Raw genomic sequence first — 19,504 nt, 5'->3', positions numbered from 1 at the left:
GACTATTTTGATACCAATAATCTCATGACACACGCGGTGGAGTCACGCCCCGATCCGGACACCTCGCCCGCCGACCCGCCTCCGCTGGGCTCCGGCTCGGTGGCCTGGTCCGTGTTCGGCGACCTGACGTTCGTGCTCGGGGCGTCCCGTCGGCTTCTGCTCGACGTCGCGCATCCGATCGTCGCCACGGGGGTGCGCGAGTTCTCGGTCTTCGAATCCGACCCGTACGGACGCGCCCTACGCACCCTCGACATGATCATGGGGGTCGTCTACGGGCAGGAGGAGGCACTCGCCACCGCGCGCCGGCTCCGGGACCTGCACCGCCCCATCAAGGGCACGAATTCCGACGGATCACGCTGGAGTTCGCTGAATCCCGAAGCGTTCCACTGGGTTCACGCGAGTCTCGTGCACGGCGTGTACACCCAGCAGAAGCTCCTCGGTCGCGGCTGGCGGCCCGGTGAGGTCGAGCAGTTCTACCTGGAGATGCGGCAGGTGGGCCGGCTCTACGGAGTCCGCGAGCAGGACATGCCGGCCGACTGGGCGAGCTTCCGCACGTGGTTCTCGGAAATGACGGCGACGAGGCTGGAACGGTCGGACGTCACCGATCGCGTCCTGATGGTCGTCGGATCGCCGCAACCGCCTCCGAACCCGTTGCTGGGCAACCATTTCCTGTGGAACCACACCGCGCGACCGATCGCCGGACGTGTGCTCACCCTGATCACCGGCGGTCTGCTGCCGGCCGAACTGCGCGAGATGCTCGGCGTGCGCTGGAGCCGGAACCACGACCTCGCCTTCGGCACGCTCGCCGCGGTGTCGCGCACCGTCCTGCCGCGACTCCCCCGTCCGATACGGATGGTCCCGCAGGCCCGGCGGGCACTGCGCCGCGCGGAGCACGACGCGCGGTCGCGGCCGACGGCCGGCGCACGGGTCGTCGACGTGCGCAGCACCGACGGCACTCGCCTGCACGCCGAGATCCACGGTCCCGACGAGGCTCCGACCATCGTGCTGGCACACGGAATCTTGTGCTCGACACAGTTCTGGCGCAACCAGATTCGTGACCTTCGCGACGACTACCGGGTCGTCGCGTACGACCATCGCGGGCACGGCCGCAGCGACGCCCCCCGCAGCGGCAGCTACGAGCTCGACCATCTCGTCGACGACCTGCAGTCGGTGCTGGCCGCGACCGTCCCGGACGGACAGCAGGCCGTTGTCGCCGGGCATTCGATGGGCGGCATCGCGGTGATGAGCTGGGCGCAGAAGTACCGGACGGACGCGGCCGCCCGGGTGTCGGCGGTCGCGCTCGTGAACACGACGCCCGGGACCGTCGTCGACCACGTGCGGTTCCTCCGCGGTCCCGAACGCACCCTCGTGCTGCGCCGCCGGGTGGCACGTGCGGTCGCGCCCGCGGCCCGTGTACCCCTGCCACGCCGCCTGCCGCTGCGCAGGCACCTGCTCGCCCACGTCGCGGTCGGCGCGGGTGCGGATCCGTCGATCGGACGCGAGGTCGACGCGATCCTCGCCGCGACCTCGGCCCGCGGACGCGGCGGCTACGGAGCACTGCTGGTGAACATGGTGACCGACGTCGACCCGTCGCACGTTCCGGTTCCGGCCGTGGTGATCGCGGGCCGCCACGACCGGATCGCCCCGCCCGCGCGGTCGCGGGCGATCACCGCGCGGCTGCAGCACCCGTTGGGCCTGCACGAACTCGATTCGGGGCACTGCGGCCCGCTCGAACGCCCGGACGAGGTCACCGCGGTACTGCGGGACCTGCTGGAGACGCACCGGTGAGCCGCGCGGCGCGGGCGGCGGTCACGTTCGCCGCGACGGCCGTCCTGCTCGGCGGATCCGCCGTCGCCGGGGCGGAACCACCGGCTGGATTCGACGAGTTCACCGGTGTGTGGCCGACGGCAGTCGACCCGGCGACCTGCAGACCCGGAGATGGGGTGGAGACCGGGATCCAGGGCGAGGTCCCCCTCGCCGACCGCACGTCCGGTCGCAGCACGGACGGATACAACTGCAACATCGACCTGATCGGGCAGTACCAGGGCCAGGGCGCCGGACCGATCAGCCCCACCTACGGCGACTGTGCGTACATCGCGTCGACGTTCCCCACGAATCTGCTGGGCGAGGACGCCGGTGTGCAGGTCCTCGACGTGAGCGACCCCACGAATCCGGTGCGAACGGTGGTGCTCGCCGAGCCGGCGATGGTCGGGGGCACCTGGGAATCGCTGAAGGTCCACGAGGGTCGCGGTCTGCTCGTCGGAACCGGCGTCGGGCTGGTCGAAAGCGCCGGCTACATCTCGGTGTACGACATCTCCGAGGACTGTGCACATCCGCGCCTGCTGAACACGACCACCGGTTCGCTGCCGAACATGCCGGTTCCCATCACCACCCACGAGGGCGCGTTCTCCCCCGACGGCGACACGTATTGGGCTTCGGGGATCGCGCCCGGCTGGGTGAGCGCCGTCGACCTGACCGATCCCACACAGCCGATGGTGGTGTGGGGCGGTCTCACCGGCGTCGCCGCCCACGGTATGGGCTTCACACCGGACGGGAACACCATGTTCCTGTCGAACCTGGTCGGGATGACGGTGATCGACATCTCGGCCGTGCAGAATCGGCCGCCGCGCACCGTGATCGGTCATCCGCTGCCGCACCTGGGGTCGAAGTTCTGGACCGACGGACTGCTCAGCCAGCACAGCGTGTACGTCACCTACGACGGTGTGCCGCACATCTTCACCGTCGACGAAGGCGGCTCCGGCGGTGTGAAACTGTTCGACGCCACCGAGCCCGCCGCACCACGCTGGCGCACCAGCGCGAAACTCGCGATCAACCTGCCGGAGAACATGGACCGGTGGGCGTCGAGCAGCGCGGCGAACGGCGCATTCGGATACGACGCGCACTATTGCACCGTCGACCGGCACGACGATCCGCGCGCAATGGCCTGCGGCTGGATCCAATCGGGCATCCGCGTGTTCGACGTGACCGACCCGGACCGGTTCCGGGAGATCGCGTACTTCAATCCACCGGCGCAGACCGGGAAGAACCTGCAGTTGCCGAATTCACTGCACGCGACGCTCGGGTCGATCGCGGCACCACCGATCATCGGCACGCTGGCCGTTGCCCGCGCGATCCTGCAGGGCGAAACCGGAACCGACGGCATCGTCGACGACCGCAGCCGGCTCGTCGGCGGAGACCTGTCGGCGGACTGGTGCCTGTCTCCACCGGAGTTCCACGGCGACAAGCTCTACGTGACGTGCATGGACAACGGCTTCATGGCGCTGCGGGTCCATCCGGCCGTGTATCCGCCGCGATGAGCACGGTACGCCGAACGATGCCGGCGCTCGCGGTGGCCGCACTGTGCCTGGTGATCGGTGTCCTGCTCGGGCGAGTCTGCGCCGACGCCGACGCCGACTCCGGCACCGGGGCGGCGGCGCTCACCGACAGCGACATCGCCTTCGCGCAGGAAATGTCGATGCATCATCAGCAGGCGATCGGCATGACCGACATGCTGGGCCCCGGCGCCGCACCGGATGTGCGCGCTCTCGCCACACAGATCCGGTCCTCCCAGTGGCGGGAGATCGGAATCCTCACCGGCTGGCTCGAACTCGCGGGCGCACCGTTCCAGCCGGCGGCCCACACCGATCCCGGCCGTCACGACATGCCGGGCACAGCGTCGAACGAGGAACTGACCCGCCTCCACGACGCGGCCGGCCCCGAACAGGAAACCCTGTTCCTGCAGTTGATGATTCGTCACCATCAGGGCGGGATCGACATGGCGGCGGAGACGGCGCGCGACCGCTCTTCCGGCGGTGCGTGCCCGCACGACCGCGACCGTCGACGAACAGCAGCAGGAGGTCACCCTGACGGCGGTGTCGATGGATGTGTGGGGGAGCGTCCGCCCTGCCCTGTCCGTGACCGGTGCGGCGGCTTCAGTCGGTCCCGCCGGACAGCCTGTCGAGGAGCACTCCCGGATCGAGATCCGGATCGTCGAGTAGTTCGAGCAGCGCGTCGCGCTGCTCCTCGGCGACCCGCTCGGCACCGCCGATGATCCGCCGGTCGTCGCCTGTCGGCGCGAGACGCGTGCACAGCAGCTCACCCGCCCGCACCTGCCGGCTCGCGACCCGGTCGCTGATCACGAAGCTCTCGTCGGTGCGCAGGTCCCGCACGGTCACCGACTCCCCCGGCTGCACCTCGTCGATCTCGAACAGCGAACGCTTCACCGCCAGCCACTGCCCGGCAAGCTCCAGTTCGTCCTCGGGCAGCAGGTATCCGCGCTGCTCGACGAACTGCGCGAACGCCCCGAATTCGAACAGGGCGAGATCGGTGAGCAGCGGATCGGCGAGCGCCGCGAAGTACGCCTCGTCGCTGGTGTCGCCGTGCGCGGTGCGTGCCTCGGCGAGCACGAACAGCAGCGAATTCCATTCGGGTAGCTCGGTGTGCATCGCGGCCTTCTGGTACAGCCACGCGGCACGCTCGGACAGCGGGTGGTCCGCCTTGCCGAGGTGGCACACCTTGTACTTGCGTCCCGATCCGCACCAGCAACGGTCGTTGCGTCCCAGGTCCGGGCGGTCCACCGGCCGGAAGAACTGCAATACCTCGTACAGGGGTTCCTCCGCGCCGCCGTCGACCCGGTCGAGCAGGGTGAGGCCGCGCACGGCGTCACCGCGATCGGAGGCGTACCGCGCCAGCTGAACCAGTGCCGGTGCGAAGTCGACGTCCGCGGCGACGGTCTGTTCGTAGTGCCGCTCGGCGTCCTGCACCCGCCCCTCGAACTCGGCGGCCCGCCCGGCGAACCAGTGGGCGGGTGCAGCGATGCGGTGGGATCCGAAGGACAGCAACACTTCTGCCGCCTGCGCGAGCGAGGAGGGCCCGAGTTCGCGGCCGAGGATCTCTCCCATCGCGACGGACGCGACATACGGATCGGCCAGCCCCTGGTACAGGGCGGCCCCGTGGTCGACGAGCCGCGCGTCGAGTTCGACACCGTCCTCGAACGATTCGACGAGCGCGAGGAACGTCAGGACATCCGGGACCGATTCCCGGTCGAGTTCGAGTTCGTCGGCGTAGGCGGCGAACCTGCGGTCGCGCGCGTACTCCGCGAACGCGAAATCCTTCGGGGCGATCACGTCCCGGTACCGTTCGAATCCGGCGGCGGCGATCCATTCGTTCAGCGGAACGACCGGTTCGGCGAACGCGGCCGGGTCGTCCGCCGCAAGGTTCAGGATCAGATCCTCGAGGAGAATCGGGAAGTCGGCGTCGGACGGGACGAGCGCGGCCAGGTCGGGCCCGGCCGCGAGGTCGCCCCCGACGTGGTGCCATCGCACCCGGCCCTCTGTGACACCGAACGCCACCACGTCGCCCGCCGACCGGCCGGCGAGTGATCCGCGGGGCAGCAGCACGATCTCGAAGTCGGGAAGTTCACCGTCGGACAGCCCCCGCTCGGCGAGTCGCTCGTCCTCCGGGTCGTTGCCGACGATCTCGAATCCGTCGTCGTCCGGGTCGCCGGACGCGGGGATCAGCGCGGGAGCGATCTCGTCGACCCCGACCGCGTCCGCTGCGATCTCCGCGGCCGAGAGCCGATGGGTGAACACTCGTCCCTCGAGCATCGTGTCGACCGCGACGTTGCGCCCGTCGGGAAGCAGATCGAGATAGGGGTGGTCGAGGTCGACGATCGCGTCCGCCAGCTCGTCGGCGTCACCGAATCCGGCGGCTGCGAGATGGGCGGCGAGGTCGTCGTCGGTCAACGGGCCGTTCCGGCGGAGCACGTCGAGTGCGGCGTCGGTGAGGGCGTCGGGATCTGTGCTCACAACCGTCGATCGTACGGGTCCGCCGGCCGGCCGAAGGACGCAGCCGACCGGCGGACCACGACTTCTATCCCAGGGCCTGTTCGATGTCGGCGAGCAGGTCGGCGGCGTCCTCGATGCCGACCGACAGCCGAACCAGGTCCTCCGGCACCTCGAGCGCCGAACCGGCGGTCGACGCGTGCGTCATCGCACCCGGGTGCTCGATGAGGGATTCGACGCCGCCGAGGGATTCGGCGAGCGTGAAGATCTCGGTGCGCTTGCAGAAGTCCAGCGCAGCCTCCCGGCCGCCGGCCAGCCGCACCGAGATCATGCCGCCGAACCGGCGCATCTGCTTGGCCGCGATCGCGTGACCGGGGTGCGATTCGAGGCCCGGGTAGAGGACGTGGCTCACGGCCTTGTGGCCGGACAGCAGGTCGACGATCTGCTCGGCGTTGTCGCTGTGCCGCTCCATGCGCAGCGCGAGGGTCTTGATGCCGCGCAGCGTCAGGTATGCGTCGAAGGGGCCCGGCACAGCACCGGCACCGTTCTGCAGGAACGCGAACGCGGCGTCGAGCTCCTCGTCGTCGGTCACGAGCGCGCCGCCGACCACATCGGAGTGGCCGCCGATGTACTTCGTCGTCGAGTGCAGCACGATGTCGGCGCCGAGCGTCAACGGCTGCTGCAGGTACGGCGACGCGAACGTGTTGTCCACCACCAGCTTTGCGCCACCGGCATGCGCGACCTCGGCGAGCGCGGCGATGTCCCCGACGTTGAGCAGGGGGTTGGTCGGCGTCTCGAGCCACACCAGCTTCGTTTCCGGGCGGATCGCCGCGCGCACCTCGTCGGCGTCGTTGACCGCGACCGGGGTGTACTCGATGCCCCACTGGGTGAAGACCTTGTCGATGAGGCGGAACGTGCCGCCGTACGCGTCGTTCGGGATCACCAGGTGGTCGCCGGGACGCAGCGTCGACCGCAGGACGCAGTCGGTGGCGGCCATGCCGGAGCCGAACGCCCGTCCGTAGGTTCCGTTTTCGAGTGCGGCGAGGTTCGCTTCGAGGGGCCGGCGCGTCGGGTGGCCGGTGCGCGCGTACTCGAATCCGCTGCGCATGTTGCCGACGCCGTCCTGCGCGAACGTGGAGCTCGCGTAGATCGGCACATTGACCGCGCCGGTCTGCGGGTCGGGTTCGTATCCGGCATGGACGGCTCGGGTGGAAAATCCGTGGCTGTGCTGCTCACTCATGCGGTCCAGCCTATCGGCATCGGATACACCGTGGACTTGTGACGTCGGGGACGTCGCGGTCCGGTGACGCCTGGGGACGTCACCGGACCGCGAGGTCGGGTTTTCGTCAGGAACCTGCGCTGATGAAGCCGAGCAGGTCGTGGCGGGTGATCACGCCGACGGGCTTGCCGTCGTCGACGACCATGAGCGCGTCGGTGTCGCCGAACGCCTTGGTCGCCGCGCTGATCGATTCGCCGACACCGATCAGCGGCAGCGCCGGGCTCATGTGCTTCGCGACCGGATCGGCGAGCTGCGCACGGCCTTCGAACACGGCGCTGAGCAGCTCGCGTTCGCTCACGGATCCGGCGACCTCACCGGCGGTGATGGGCGGCTCGGCACCGACGACGGGCATCTGCGAGACGCCGTACTCGCGGAGGATCTCGATCGCGTCGCGCACGGTCTCCGACGGGTGGGTGTGCACGAGGTCCGGCAGGTCGCCGGACTTGCCGCGCACGACGTCGCCGACGGTGGATTCGTCGGGCTTGCCGTCGAGCGGCGACCGCAGGAAGCCGTAGGACGCCATCCACTTGTCGTTGAAGATCTTCGACAGGTAACCGCGGCCACCGTCCGGGAGCAGTACCACGACCACCGCGTCGGGGCCTTCACGCTCGGCCACCTGCAGCGCGGCGACGACCGCCATACCGCAGGAACCGCCGACGAGCAGGCCTTCCTCGCGGGCGAGGCGGCGGGTCATCTCGAACGAGTCGGCGTCGGACACGGCGATGATCTCGTCCGGGATCGACGGGTCGTACGCGCTGGGCCAGAAGTCCTCGCCCACACCTTCGACGAGGTAGGGGCGGCCGGTGCCGCCCGAGTACACCGAGCCCTCGGGGTCGGCGCCGATGACCTTGACCTTCCCGCCGGAGACCTCCTTGAGGTACCGGCCGGTGCCGGTGATGGTGCCGCCGGTGCCGACGCCGGCGACGAAGTGGGTGACCTTGCCTTCGGTGTCGCGCCAGATCTCCGGGCCGGTGGTCTCGTAGTGGCTCTCGGGGCCGCCCGGGTTGGAGTACTGGTTGGGCTTCCAGCCGCCGGGCAGCTCACGCGCGAGCCGGTCGGAGACGGTGTAGTAGCTGTCCGGGTGCTCCGGCGGAACCGCAGTCGGGCACACCACGACCTCGGCGCCGTACGCCCGGAGGGTGTTGCGCTTGTCCTCGCTCACCTTGTCGGGGCACACGAACACGCACTTGTATCCGCGTTGCTGCGCGACCAGGGCCAGGCCCACGCCGGTGTTTCCGGAGGTCGGCTCGACGATGGTGCCGCCGGGCTTCAGCTCGCCGGACGCCTCGGCGGCGTCGATCATCTTGACCGCGATGCGGTCCTTCGAGCTGCCGCCGGGATTGAGGTATTCGACTTTCGCCGCAACGAGTGCCGAACCCGGCTTCACGACCGAGTTGAGCTTGACGAGGGGGGTGTTCCCGATGAGGTCGACGACGGTATCCGCGATGCGCATGGGTTTATGCTCTCATTTCACGATGTGGCCCGGCCTGGCGCCCACCTCGCCGGCCCGGCAGAAACACGACAGAAACACTGCTGCCCGTGCGCGTTTTCGGTAGCGAAACTACGCGAACGGGCAGAAGGTTCGGGGCAGTGACTAGTCACCGCTCTGGAAGTAGCTCAGCAGCCGCAGGATCTCGACGTACAGCCACACCAGGGTGACGGTCAGACCGAACGCGACGCCCCATGCGGCCTTCTCCGGCGCCTGCGCGCGGATCAGCTGGTCGGCGGCGTCGAAGTCCAGCAGGAAGCTGAACGCGGCGATGCCGATGCACACGAGGCTGAAGATGATCGCGACGGTGCCGCCGTCACGCAGGCCCAGACCGCCGTCGATGAAGAACCCGGCGACCAGGTTGCCCAGGGCCAGGACCAGCACGCCGATGAGGGCGCCGACGATCATGCGGGTCAGGCGCGGGGTGACACGGATCGCGCCGGTCCGGTATACGACGAGCATGCCGAAGAACACACCGAACGTGCCGAGCACCGCCTGGGCGATGAGCGTCGCTCCGCCGGCGCCACCGAACGTGATGTCGGTGAACATGAACGACAGCGCACCGAGGAAGAAGCCCTCGGCGACGGCGTAGGCGAGGACGATCGCCGGGTTGTCCATCTTGCGGCCGAAGGTCGCGACGAGGACCAGTACCAGGCCGATCAGGCCACCGCCGATGACGAACGGCGCAGCCAGGTTCACGTTGGAGTTGACGAGGAAGTACGAGACCAGCGCCGAGACCGTGAGCACGGCGAGGGTGATGCCGGTCTTGGTGACGACATCGTCGATGGTCATCGCCCGCGTGGTCGCGGGCCGGGCCCACGGGTCCTGCTGCTGGTACTGCGGCTGACCGAATTGCTGGGTGACCTGCGCGGCGCCCGCCGTCGCAGAGCCGAACGTGGCGTATCCGCCGCCCTCTTGCTTGGGCAGGTTGCGGAACACCGGGTTACTGGTGGTGCGCACCGTGCACATCCCTTCTGGTGGTCGGTTCTGTCCGGTCAACGCACCGCGGGCCGCGAGAGTTCCCGCATACCCCGGATCGGCGCAACCGAGATCGGACGAACCGGACTCTACCGGGTCCGCACGGACCTGGTCACCGTGAACTTGCGGTTCCGTCCGGCGACGTCGGTCTTCCCGACGACCCGTTTCAACGTTCCACGGTGATTGAGATGCGAGTTGTACACCGTCCACAGTTCGCCGCCGTCGCGCAGGATCCGAGCGGCCGCGTCGAACATCTTCTCGGCCGCACCGGTGTGCACCGCGGCGCCGATGTGGAACGGCGGATTGCACACCACCAGGTCGACGGAATCGTCCGGCAGGGTCGAGGCGGAATCGTCGCGCAGCACCTCGACCCGGTCGGCGACGCCGTTCGCGGCGGCGGTCGCGGCCGCGGAGGCGACCGCGGCGGCGGACTGGTCGGTCGCGACGACCCGCAGGTCCGGGTTCCGCCGCGCCAGGGACACCGCGAGGATTCCGGTGCCGCAGCCCAGGTCGACGGCGACCGCCGCGCCCCGCGCCGGGTCGGTCGCCCCGATGCGCGGCAGAAATTCGAGGAGGAACCGCGTGCCGATGTCCAGGCGCGGACCCGCGAACGCCGCGCCGTGCGCCACGACGGTCAGATCGAGGTCGGTGAGGGTGTCGGTCACCGGATAGGTGGACGGGCCGGGGATCGGGGTGCGGGCGGTGAGCACCCTCGATTTCTGCCTGCCGCGGGAGGCGTGCACGTCGGTGAAGGAACGCCCCAGCACGTCGTTCATGGCGTGCGAGATGTGCTTGTCGCGCCCCCCGGCGAAGACGACCACGTCGGGGTCGGCGTGCCGGGCGATCGTCTCGGCGATCTCACCGAGCGCGCTCAGCGACCGCGGCAGCCGCAACAGCACCACCCGCGCGCCCGTCACCAGGGCGGCGTCGAGGTCGTGCCGGGTATAGGAGCCGGTGAGACCCTCGCGGTCGGCGTTGGCGGCCAGGGCCCGCTCCCCCACCACCGAATCCTGATGGACACGCAGGCCGGTGCTGCGGTGTCGCACGGCGGCACCGAGCGTGAGGGCACCGTACTGGTCGTCGACGACCACGACGGTGCCCGCCGGCGCCACCGCGAGCGCGGCGTCGGCTTCGTCGAGGATCAGCCGGTCGGCGGCGTCCACGGCGACCAGGTTGGGCGCCTCCACGTCGGGAAGGCGCCGCAACCTGGTGAACAGCTCCTGACAGTCGGTCAGCACTCGCCCTTGCCGGCGTTCTCGATGGCGCGGAGGGTGTCGGCCTTCTGGTCCTCGTCGAGACCCTCCCAGCCCGGCAGCATCTGCTGGGCGTCGGCGACGGCCTTCGCGGCCTCCTCGCGGTTCTGGCCCCATCCCTCGAGCTGCTCGAAGTACGGCAGCATCGCGGTGCAGATCTCGTCGTAGCTCTGGCCGAGCTCGACTCCGGTGGAGCCGGTGGCCTCGGAATCGCCGGAGGCGGCCACGGTGGTGGTCGTGGTGGTGGCAGCGGCGGCCGAATCGGATCCGTCGTCGGAGGATCCGCACGCCGCCGTAAGCAGGACAGCACCTGCACCCAACAGCGCCGCGAGAGTCTTCTTCATTGATGTCCCACTTCTGATCGCAGTGTCGTTTTCCGGTAGTCCCGGCGGCAACACGGTAAACGAATCGGCGCAATCGATCAGCGCCGGGCAGCTCCTGACGCGACTATCCTGGAGAAACCGCACGACGAGGTGGTTTGCACCGATGGTCGAACAGAATCCTCTCGAGACGCAACGAGCGCCGATACCCGCCGGCACCGACGCCGAGGAGACGGTCGCGCACGATCTGGAAGCGGCCGGTTTCACGGACCCCGAGGAGATCGGCCGCGGTGGCTTCGGGGTCGTCTACCGCTGCCGCCAGGAGGAACTCGACCGCACGGTCGCGGTGAAGGTTCTCGCCTCCACCCTGGAGCAGGAGAACTTCGAGCGTTTCCTGCGCGAGCAACGCGCGATGGGCCGCCTGTCCGGGCATCCGCACATCGTGACGGTGTTGCAGGCCGGGTCCTCCGAGAGCGGGCGGCCGTACCTGGTGATGCACTACCACCCCCACGACTCGCTCGAGGTCCGCATCCGCCGGCACGGCCCGCTGCCGTGGCCACAGGTGCTGTGTCTCGGCGTCAAGCTCGCGGGCGCGCTCGAGACCGCCCATCGCGCCGGAATCCTGCACCGCGACGTCAAACCCGCGAACGTCCTCATCACCGAATACGGTCAGCCGCAGCTCACCGATTTCGGCATCGCCCGCGTCGCCGGTGGGTTCCACACGACCGCGAATGCGATCACCGGTTCGCCCGCGTTCACCGCACCGGAGATCATCGAGGGCAAACCGTCCGCCGTGACCGCCGACGTGTACGCACTGGCCGCGACACTGTTCTGCGCGCTCACCGGACACGCCGCGTTCGAGCGGCGCAAGGGTGAACGGGTGGTCGCGCAGTTCGTGCGCATCACCACCGAGCCCATCCCGGACCTGCGCGGCGAAGGCATCCCCGACGACGTGAGCGACGCGATCGAGCAGGGCATGGCCACCGATCCGGCCGACCGGCCCCGGAGTGCGCTCGCGTTCGGCGACCTGCTCCGACGGGTCCAGGAGGCGAACTCACTCGACGTCGACGAGATGGCGCTGCCGAACCACCCCGACGAAGCGGGCCGGCTGCTGCGTGGATCCGCGTACTCGACCGGGGGGCCCGCCACGGGAGCGATGTCCACCGGGTCGCAGCGGTACACGACGACGACACCGTCCACGACGCCGGCCACCCGGTTCCGCCCGCCCGCGACCACCCGTAAGCTCGTGGAACGCACCCGGCTCATCGATCTGCTGCGCGCCGGGCAGCGTCGCCGGCTCACCGCCATCCACGCTCCGGCGGGGTTCGGCAAGTCCACGCTGGCCGTGCAGTGGCGCGACGTGCTCACGGGCGAGGGGATCCCTGTGGCGTGGCTGGCCGTCGACCACGACGACAACAAGGCCGTGTGGTTCCTCACCCATGTCATCGAGGCGCTGCGTGTGGTGCGTCCCGCCCTGGCACAACAGTTGACGGAGATCCTCGAAGACCACGCGGACGACGAGCCCGAACGGTACGTCCTGACCGCACTCATCGACGAGGTGCACCGGCAGGACCTGCGCACGACACTGGTCATCGACGACTGGCATCTGGTGTCCTCTTCGGAAACCATTGCCGCCCTGGAATTTCTGCTGGACCGCGGATGTCACCACCTCCAGATCGTGGTGACGAGCCGCAGCCGATCGGGACTGCCGTTGAGCCGCATGCGTGTTCGCGACGAACTGGTCGAGATCGATTCGGACGATCTGCGTTTCGACGTCACCGAATCCGATTCTTTCCTGCGGGACGTGAGCGGCCTGCGCCTCGAGCACGACGACGTCGACGGTCTCACCCGAACCACAGACGGCTGGGCCGCCGCACTGCAACTGGCGTCGTTGTCGCTGCGCGACAGCGACGATCCGTCCGGGCTCATCGAGCATCTGTCCGGCCGGCATCACGCGATCGGCGAGTTCCTCGCCGACAACGTCCTGTCCACACTCGAACCGGACATGTACGAATTCCTGCTGACCACATCGATCCCCGAACGGATCAGCGGCAGCCTGGCCTCCGCCCTGACCGGCACGACCCGGGGGCAGGCCATGCTCGAAGAAGCCGAGGAACGTGACCTGTTCGTACGTCACCTCGACGACGAGCGGATCTGGTTCGGCTACCACCATCTGTTCCTGGATTTCCTGCGCCGCCGCCTCGAACGCGACCATCCGGGCCGGATCCCGGAACTGCACCGCACGGCCGCGCAGTGGTTCGGACGGCACCACATGCTCAGCGAAGCCGTCGACCACGCGCTCGCCGCCGACGACGAGCAACTGGCGGTGGACCTGGTCACGGAGGACGGCCTGTACCTCGCCGAACACTCCCATATGGTGACGCTGCTGGCCGTCATCGACAAACTTCCGGCTCGGACCGTCGCAGCGAGCGCCCGGCTGCAACTGAACATCGGGTGGGGCAACGTCCCGTTGCAGCGGCTCCGCCCCGCCCGGAAGGCTCTCGCCGCCGCCCGGGAGGCGTTGGCACACAGCGACCTTCCCGCATCGGAGATCGAACTCTTCCGGGTGGAGGCGGACGTTCTCGAGGCCGCGACCGAGATGCAGGCGGATCGTCCCGACCGGATCGAGGGTCTGATCCGGGAGTGCCTGGCCGCGCCGGACGCACTGCCGCCGTGGGTGCCGTCGGCCGCGGCGGACTTCGGCACCTACAGCGACCTGTTCCGGTTCGACTTCGCCGGTGCCCGTCGACGGCAGGAAGAGGCCGAACGCTTCCACAAGCTCACGAAGGGAACATTCGCCGCCGTCTACGGGCAGTGCCTGGCCGGCATCGCCGCGAACGAGCAGCTCGACACGGCGTCCGCCGAACGGATGTTCCGTACCGCACTGCGCACGGCACGACGCGACGGCGGGCGGCACTCGCACGCCTCGCGCCTCGCCTCGGCGATGCTGGGCGAATGGCTGTACGAGCAGGGGCGGATCGCCGAAGCCGAGGAACTACTCGACGAGAGCGGCCATCTCGGGACCGAGGGCGGCATCCCCGACTTCATGATCGCGCGGTTCGTCACCGCGGCCCGGCTGAAGGCGGCGCGCGGCGATCTGGCCGCCGCGACGGCCCTGCTCGACGAAGGAATTCGCGCGGCGACCGATCCCGACCTGCCGCGACTGCGCGCCCGGATCGACAACGAGCGCGTGCGTCTGGGGCTGCCGACGCCGGCGCCACCGGCTCGTCCGATGCCGGACGACGACACCGTCTATCCGAACGGGGTCGTCGAGGCGACCACGCAGATCGAGGACGCCACCGCGATCCGGCTGCTGTGCGAACGGGGCGATCCCGAATCTCTGGAGCGCGCCTGCGAGTGGGCACGGCGGTGGCAGAAGCAGGTGGAGACTCGGGGACGGTCCCGCGCGCACCTGATGTCCACCCGCCTGTTCGCCCTCTGTCTGTACGACTCCGGACGCACCGAGGAAGCCGAACGCCAGCTCGCCGGAGCGGTACACACCTGCGGCGAGCGGGGCATGCTGCGCTATCTCGTCGACGGTGGCATGCGCACCGTCGCGATTCTGCAACTCCTGCGCACCCGTCTGCGGGAGAACCGGTGGGACGCCGAGTGGCCCGCCGTCGACGAAGCGTTCCTCGACGAGATGCTGCGGATCGCGGACGCCGATACCGCGCACGCCGCGCTGGGAGATCGGCGCCCGGTTCGGGCACACTTCGATCTGTGACCTCCCCAGACAGCGACGGGGTCCGCACGCGGTTGTGGCGCGGCGGGCGACTCGTCGACGAGAACTTCTCGCTCGCCGACGTCTCCGACCACCTCGCGGACGACTCCGCGCTGGTGTGGGTCGACCTGTGGGAACCCGACCACGAGCGGCTGTGCGCGCTCGCCGAGGAGCTCGGCCTCGACGCGCATGCCGTCGAGGACGCTCTCGCGCACGGTGAACGCACCAAGGCGACCCGGTACACGACCCACACCTTCCTCACCGTCTATGCGACCCGGCTCGATGCCGCCGGCACGGACCCGGATGGCGACCTGGCCTCGCGGCTGCGAACGAGCCGTGTGTCGGCGTTCGTGCTCCCTCACGGCATGGTCACGGTGCGGCGCGGTGACGCCTTCGACATCGACGAGCTGCTGCGCCGCTGGGACGACAACGTCGATCTGATGCAGCACGGCACGCCGGCACTGCTCCACGGTCTGCTCGACGTCGTCGTCGACGGCCAGTTCGAGGCCATCGAGACACTCGACGACGTCATCGAGGGTCTCGAGGACGGATTGTTCGACGACCACGCGCAGACCCGGATGATCCAGCGCCGCACCTACCGGGTCCGTAAGGAACTCGTCGAACTGCGCCGCGTGGTGCTGCCGATGCGCGAGGTGGTCGCGCTGATCATGAGACGCCGGGCCGAGCACGGCAACTCCGTCGAGCTCGACAGCTGGTACACCGACCTGTACGACCACGTGGTGCGGGCGACGGAGTGGACCGAATCGCTGCGCGACATGGTGACCACCGTGTTCGAGACGAATCTGTCGCTGCAGGATGCCCGGCTGAACACGGTGATGAAGAAGCTCACCGGCTGGGCCGCGATCATCGCGGTGCCGACCGCGGTCACCGGCTGGTACGGCCAGAACATCCCCTTTCCCGGTTTCGGCAGTCACGGCGGACTCGCCGCCAGCGCGATCGTGATCGTCGTGTCCGCCGGGACGCTGTACGTGGTGTTCAAACGTCGGGGCTGGCTGTAGGTGCGCCTTCGGCGCCCGACGTTTCGCGATCCCGGAGCATGGGTACGTCCTCGCTGAGCGATCACAACCCGTGATCACGCACCCGAGGAGGATTCGTGGCCGACTTCATCGACAAGGCGAAGCACAAGGCAGAGGAGCTCGCGGGCAAGACGAAGGAACACACCGGCAAGGCGACCGGTGACCGCGCCCTCGAAGACGAAGGCAAGAACGACCAGGCGTCGAGCGGTCTGAAGAAGGCCGGCGACAAGGTGACCGACGCCGTGGACGACGTGAAGGATTCGTTCAAGAAGTGACCCGATGCTCCGGCTCCGGGGCCGCGTGATCGCGCGGCCCCTGGTCGAGCCGGAACGGCGGGTACTCGTCGCGCATCAACGCCGCGTACGCCCATACCCGGTACGCCCACCGGTTGATTCCCACCACCAGGTCGAACAGACCGCGGGGATAGCTGCCGGTGAACAACAGCGCGACCGCCGCGACGAGCACCAGGATTCCCAGCAGCGACCAGGAGTAGTACACGGCAGGGCCGTCCAGGTCGCCGCTCGCCCACGCCGACCCGCCGACGACCAGCACGGTCAGGATCAGATAGTGCGGTATGGCCAGCAACCACCACTTGACCAGCACCAGGCCGCGGGAGAGTCGTTCCGGATACTCGACGTCGAAGTCGGCCGGATAGTCCGTGCGGTGCAACGTGAACGGCGGATAGCGGTCGGTGCCCAGCGCCGAGTACGTGTAGAACGACACGCGCCACCACCACCGCATCACGCCGACGTTGAAGTCGAACAGGGCGCGCGGATACCGGGCCGTGAACAGGATCGCGAATCCCGCGATCACGGTCGTCACGAAATGCGCGACCGCGAGGAAGATCAGCACGATGAAATGCGGGATCGCCAGCAACCACTTGACGAGCCACAGCCACCGCGACGGCGGATCGAGATCGCCGCGCACGGTCACGGGGTAGAGCCCCGGAACGGCGGCCACCGGCGGTGGCGCGTGCGCCGGGGGCGGCAGGTGCCTGCCCAGCCCGACCGCTCCGAGCACGATCAGAGGCACACCGATCACCAGCAGCACCAGCGCCCCGATCAGGCACCACAGGGCGAGCGTGCCGAGGATCGGAAGATTCACTCCCGCAGCGAGATCCACGCGGATCCCCGGCGCGGCATCCGCGTTCATCACGACGATCGTCCAGTTGCCGTCCTGGAAGTCCCAGCGAAGTTCCTGCGTGCCGGGTCCGGATGCCGACGCGGACCAGAACGTCTGGTCCCCGGGCGGAGCCGGCTGTGCGGTCCCGGGAATCTGCCGGTACCCGGGACGGAACGGATAGAAGTCGAGGTCGTCGAGTTCGGTGCGCGCGACCCCGTCCAGGTAGCCGTCGACGTCTGCCTGCCGCGCGATACCGAGGAACACCTCGCGGCCGGGGTCGGCCGCGGTGCCGCGCAGCAGGATCCGGCCGAGATCGTCCGGCCCGAACCCCGCAGGCATGTTCTCGTCCACGACCAGATCGATACGTTGGGACACCAGCGCCGCGGTGTCGGTGCGGTAGCGCTCCGTCGGCGTCGTGAAGTAGCCGTTGTCGCGTTGGAACACGGTCGCCCAGCCGAGGAACGCGGCGGCGGTGAGCAGGGCCAGACCGAGCATCGACATCAAAACGCCCACCACGAGCAGGACGACTCTGCCGGCCTTCATGATCGACCTCCCGGTTCGACGCACGCGCAGGCCCGTCCACCGTAGCCCGCCGCGAACGCCCCGAACAAGGCATATCGGCGGCGCGGCCCGGTCAGGACACGTCGAGTTTGCCCGACAGTAGTTCCAGCCGGCGCAGGCTCGCGCCGTCCAGCCCGACGATCCGCGCGTTCTTTCCACGCTCGGCGTACTTGTGCTGCACCGAATCGAAGGTCGCGACGGTGGAGGCGTCCCAGACTTCGGCGTCGGTGAGATCGATGACGATCTCGTCGGGGTCGTTCGCGTAGTCGAACCGGTACACCAGGTCGTTGCTCGACGCCCAGAACAGTTCCCCGGAGACCCGGTAGGTGCGGACACCGTCGGCGTCGGCGGTGTGCACGCGGGTCATGTGGGCGACCCGCCGCGCGAACGCGACCATCGCCGTCAGCACACCCGCCACCACACCGATCGCGAGATTGTCGGTGAGCAGGGTCAGCGCCACCGTCACGACCATGACGAGAGTTTCGCTGAGCGGCATCAGTTTCAGGGTGCGCGGGGCGATGCTGTGCCAGTCGAGGGTGGTGACGGCGATCACCAGCATCACCGCGACGAGCGCGGCCATCGGGATGGCACCGACGATCTCGCCGACGGTCACGCACAGCACCAGCAGGAACAGCCCGGCGAGGAATGTCGAGATGCGGGTCCGGGCGCGACCTTCCTTGACGTTGATCATCGTCTGCCCGATCATCGCGCAGCCGCCCATGCCACCGAACAGCGCGCCGGCCCAGTTCGCGACGCCCTGCCCCCACGCCTCGCGGGTCTTGTCGGAGTGGCTGTCGGTCAGGTCGTCGACGAGTTTCGCGGTCATCAGCGACTCCATGAGCCCGACGAGCGCGAGCCCCACCGCGTACGGCGCGACGATCTGCAGCGTCTCGGTGGTCAGCGGCACGTCGGGGATCATCCACGTCGGGAATCCACCGGGCAGCTCGCCCTGGTCGGCGACGTCGGGCACGTCGAGGCCGAACAGCACCACGATTCCGGTGAGCACGACGATGGCGATCAGCGCGGCGGGCACCGCGGTGGTGAGCTTCGGGATGAACACGATCATCGCGATGCCGGCGGCGACGAGCGGGTACACCGCCCACGGCACGTCGAACAGGTGCCGCAGCTGCGCGGTGAAGATGAGGATCGCCAGCGCGTTGACGAAACCGATCATCACCGACCTCGGAATGAACCGCATGAGTTTCGCCACCCCGGCGACGGCCAGCACGATCTGCAGTGCCCCGGCGAGCCACACTGCGGCGATGAGGTAGTCGAGTCCGTGCGACGCGACGAGCGGGGCGATCACCAGAGCGGTCGCGCCCGCCGCGGCCGAGACCATCGCGGGGCGGCCTCCGACGAACGCGATCGTCATCGCCATGATGCACGAGGTGTACAGGGCGACTTTCGGATCCACCCCGGCGATCACGGCGAACGACACGACCTCCGGAATCAGCGCCAGGGACGTCACCAGACCGGCGAGGATCTCGGTGGTGAGGCGTCGCGGGGATCGCAGGGTTTCGAGCACGGTTTGCACCGGAGAAGTCTAGGCGCGCGACTCGGAGTGTTCGGTCTCGTGTCGCTCTGGTGTGAATCGCCGCAACGTGTAGTGTGGGCACATCGAGCAGCTCGCATCGAGCGTTCGAGGTCGGCGGCGCTCCCATGGTCCACAACCACCATCCGAGCAGCACGCGACCATCCGAGAACCACCTGGCACGTCTCCATCCGGTCGCGGATCTTTCTCGACCCCGCGATGGCCGGTTGTACCGCGCCGCACCCGAAAGAAGGACGCTATGAGCAACGACACCGAATTCTCCGGTCCGCTGTTCCTGCAGCCGAGCAACCCGGACGACGAACAGCTGCCCGAGACCCCGCAGCCGCAGCCGCAGATCGCCCCGAGCTACGAAGGACTGTTCTCCTCGCGCCCTTGACCGTCGTCACCGGAATTCTTCGGCACCCCTGGG

The 19,504-nt window shown here is 68.9% G+C and carries 15 protein-coding genes; 7 read left to right on the top strand and 8 right to left on the bottom strand.

What is annotated here, in order from left to right; all coding sequences use genetic code 11:
- The first annotated feature begins 24 nt into the window (after nucleotides 1-24).
- Genes A8G15_RS29795 through A8G15_RS29790 form a run of 3 tightly spaced genes read left to right on the top strand, consistent with a single transcriptional unit; the run spans nucleotide 25 to nucleotide 4,051 of the window.
- The gene (locus A8G15_RS29795; RefSeq protein ID WP_082899792.1) at nucleotides 25-1,788 is read left to right on the top strand and encodes an alpha/beta fold hydrolase; all 1,764 of its coding nucleotides are present in this window, start codon (nucleotides 25-27) and stop codon (nucleotides 1,786-1,788) included.
- Nucleotides 1,785-3,317 carry an LVIVD repeat-containing protein gene (locus A8G15_RS09790; protein ID WP_068158538.1) on the top strand — a complete coding sequence of 511 codons (1,533 nt, stop codon included), beginning with the start codon at nucleotides 1,785-1,787 and terminating at the stop codon, nucleotides 3,315-3,317. The genes A8G15_RS29795 and A8G15_RS09790 overlap by 4 nt, the downstream gene beginning before the upstream one ends.
- On the top strand, nucleotides 3,314-4,051 hold the full coding sequence (locus A8G15_RS29790) for a DUF305 domain-containing protein (protein ID WP_156665325.1): 738 nt from the start codon (nucleotides 3,314-3,316) through the stop codon (nucleotides 4,049-4,051). The genes A8G15_RS09790 and A8G15_RS29790 overlap by 4 nt, the downstream gene beginning before the upstream one ends.
- On the opposite strand, the gene A8G15_RS09780 is transcribed toward A8G15_RS29790, so the two are convergent.
- From A8G15_RS09780 to A8G15_RS31760, 6 genes are all read right to left on the bottom strand, one after another.
- The gene (locus tag A8G15_RS09780) at nucleotides 3,933-5,807 is read right to left on the bottom strand and encodes an SEC-C domain-containing protein (protein WP_068158535.1); all 1,875 of its coding nucleotides are present in this window, start codon (nucleotides 5,805-5,807) and stop codon (nucleotides 3,933-3,935) included. The two genes, A8G15_RS29790 and A8G15_RS09780, sit on opposite strands and share 119 nt — an antisense overlap.
- Before the next feature lie 64 nt (nucleotides 5,808-5,871).
- A complete protein-coding gene (locus A8G15_RS09775) occupies nucleotides 5,872-7,023 on the bottom strand; it encodes a cystathionine gamma-synthase (RefSeq protein ID WP_068158533.1) in 1,152 nt (383 codons plus the stop codon).
- Between the two features lie 106 nt (nucleotides 7,024-7,129).
- Complete coding sequence (locus tag A8G15_RS09770) at nucleotides 7,130-8,515, bottom strand: cystathionine beta-synthase (protein WP_068158530.1); 1,386 nt, start codon at nucleotides 8,513-8,515, stop codon at nucleotides 7,130-7,132.
- A 141-nt stretch (nucleotides 8,516-8,656) separates the two neighbouring features.
- Nucleotides 8,657-9,511 (bottom strand): Bax inhibitor-1/YccA family protein, encoded by an 855-nt coding sequence (locus A8G15_RS09765; protein WP_211270137.1) that lies wholly within the window; start codon nucleotides 9,509-9,511, stop codon nucleotides 8,657-8,659.
- A gap of 107 nt (nucleotides 9,512-9,618) precedes the next feature.
- A complete protein-coding gene (locus A8G15_RS09760; protein WP_068158521.1) occupies nucleotides 9,619-10,767 on the bottom strand; it encodes a class I SAM-dependent methyltransferase in 1,149 nt (382 codons plus the stop codon).
- Nucleotides 10,761-11,126 (bottom strand): hypothetical protein, encoded by a 366-nt coding sequence (locus tag A8G15_RS31760; protein ID WP_068158519.1) that lies wholly within the window; start codon nucleotides 11,124-11,126, stop codon nucleotides 10,761-10,763. The genes A8G15_RS09760 and A8G15_RS31760 overlap by 7 nt, the downstream gene beginning before the upstream one ends.
- A gap of 142 nt (nucleotides 11,127-11,268) precedes the next feature.
- Between A8G15_RS31760 and A8G15_RS09750 the strand changes: the two genes are divergently transcribed.
- The 3 genes from A8G15_RS09750 (at nucleotide 11,269) to A8G15_RS09740 (ending at nucleotide 16,135) form a co-directional block, all read left to right on the top strand.
- Entirely contained in the window at nucleotides 11,269-14,826 is a 3,558-nt protein-coding gene (locus A8G15_RS09750) for a serine/threonine-protein kinase (RefSeq protein WP_068158517.1), read from the top strand.
- Nucleotides 14,823-15,842 (top strand): magnesium transporter CorA family protein, encoded by a 1,020-nt coding sequence (locus A8G15_RS09745; RefSeq protein ID WP_068158515.1) that lies wholly within the window; start codon nucleotides 14,823-14,825, stop codon nucleotides 15,840-15,842. Before A8G15_RS09750 ends, A8G15_RS09745 begins: the two co-directional genes overlap by 4 nt.
- A 95-nt stretch (nucleotides 15,843-15,937) precedes the next feature.
- Entirely contained in the window at nucleotides 15,938-16,135 is a 198-nt protein-coding gene (locus A8G15_RS09740) for a CsbD family protein (protein WP_068158514.1), read from the top strand.
- On the opposite strand, the gene A8G15_RS09735 is transcribed toward A8G15_RS09740, so the two are convergent.
- Nucleotides 16,125-17,525 carry a DUF4389 domain-containing protein gene (locus A8G15_RS09735; RefSeq protein WP_068158513.1) on the bottom strand — a complete coding sequence of 467 codons (1,401 nt, stop codon included), beginning with the start codon at nucleotides 17,523-17,525 and terminating at the stop codon, nucleotides 16,125-16,127. The genes A8G15_RS09740 and A8G15_RS09735 overlap by 11 nt on opposite strands.
- A 91-nt stretch (nucleotides 17,526-17,616) precedes the next feature.
- On the bottom strand, nucleotides 17,617-19,077 hold the full coding sequence (locus A8G15_RS09730) for a SulP family inorganic anion transporter (RefSeq protein WP_068158512.1): 1,461 nt from the start codon (nucleotides 19,075-19,077) through the stop codon (nucleotides 17,617-17,619).
- Nucleotides 19,078-19,333: 256 nt separating this feature from the next.
- On the opposite strand from A8G15_RS09730, the gene A8G15_RS30555 reads away from it, so the two are divergent.
- On the top strand, nucleotides 19,334-19,471 hold the full coding sequence (locus tag A8G15_RS30555; protein WP_156665324.1) for a hypothetical protein: 138 nt from the start codon (nucleotides 19,334-19,336) through the stop codon (nucleotides 19,469-19,471).
- Nucleotides 19,472-19,504 lie beyond the last annotated feature (33 nt).

Origin of the sequence: Rhodococcus phenolicus (assembly GCF_001646785.1) — a bacterium.
Taxonomy (GTDB): Bacteria; Actinomycetota; Actinomycetes; order Mycobacteriales; family Mycobacteriaceae; genus Rhodococcus; species Rhodococcus phenolicus.
This window is presented reverse-complemented; position numbering and strand designations above follow the sequence as displayed.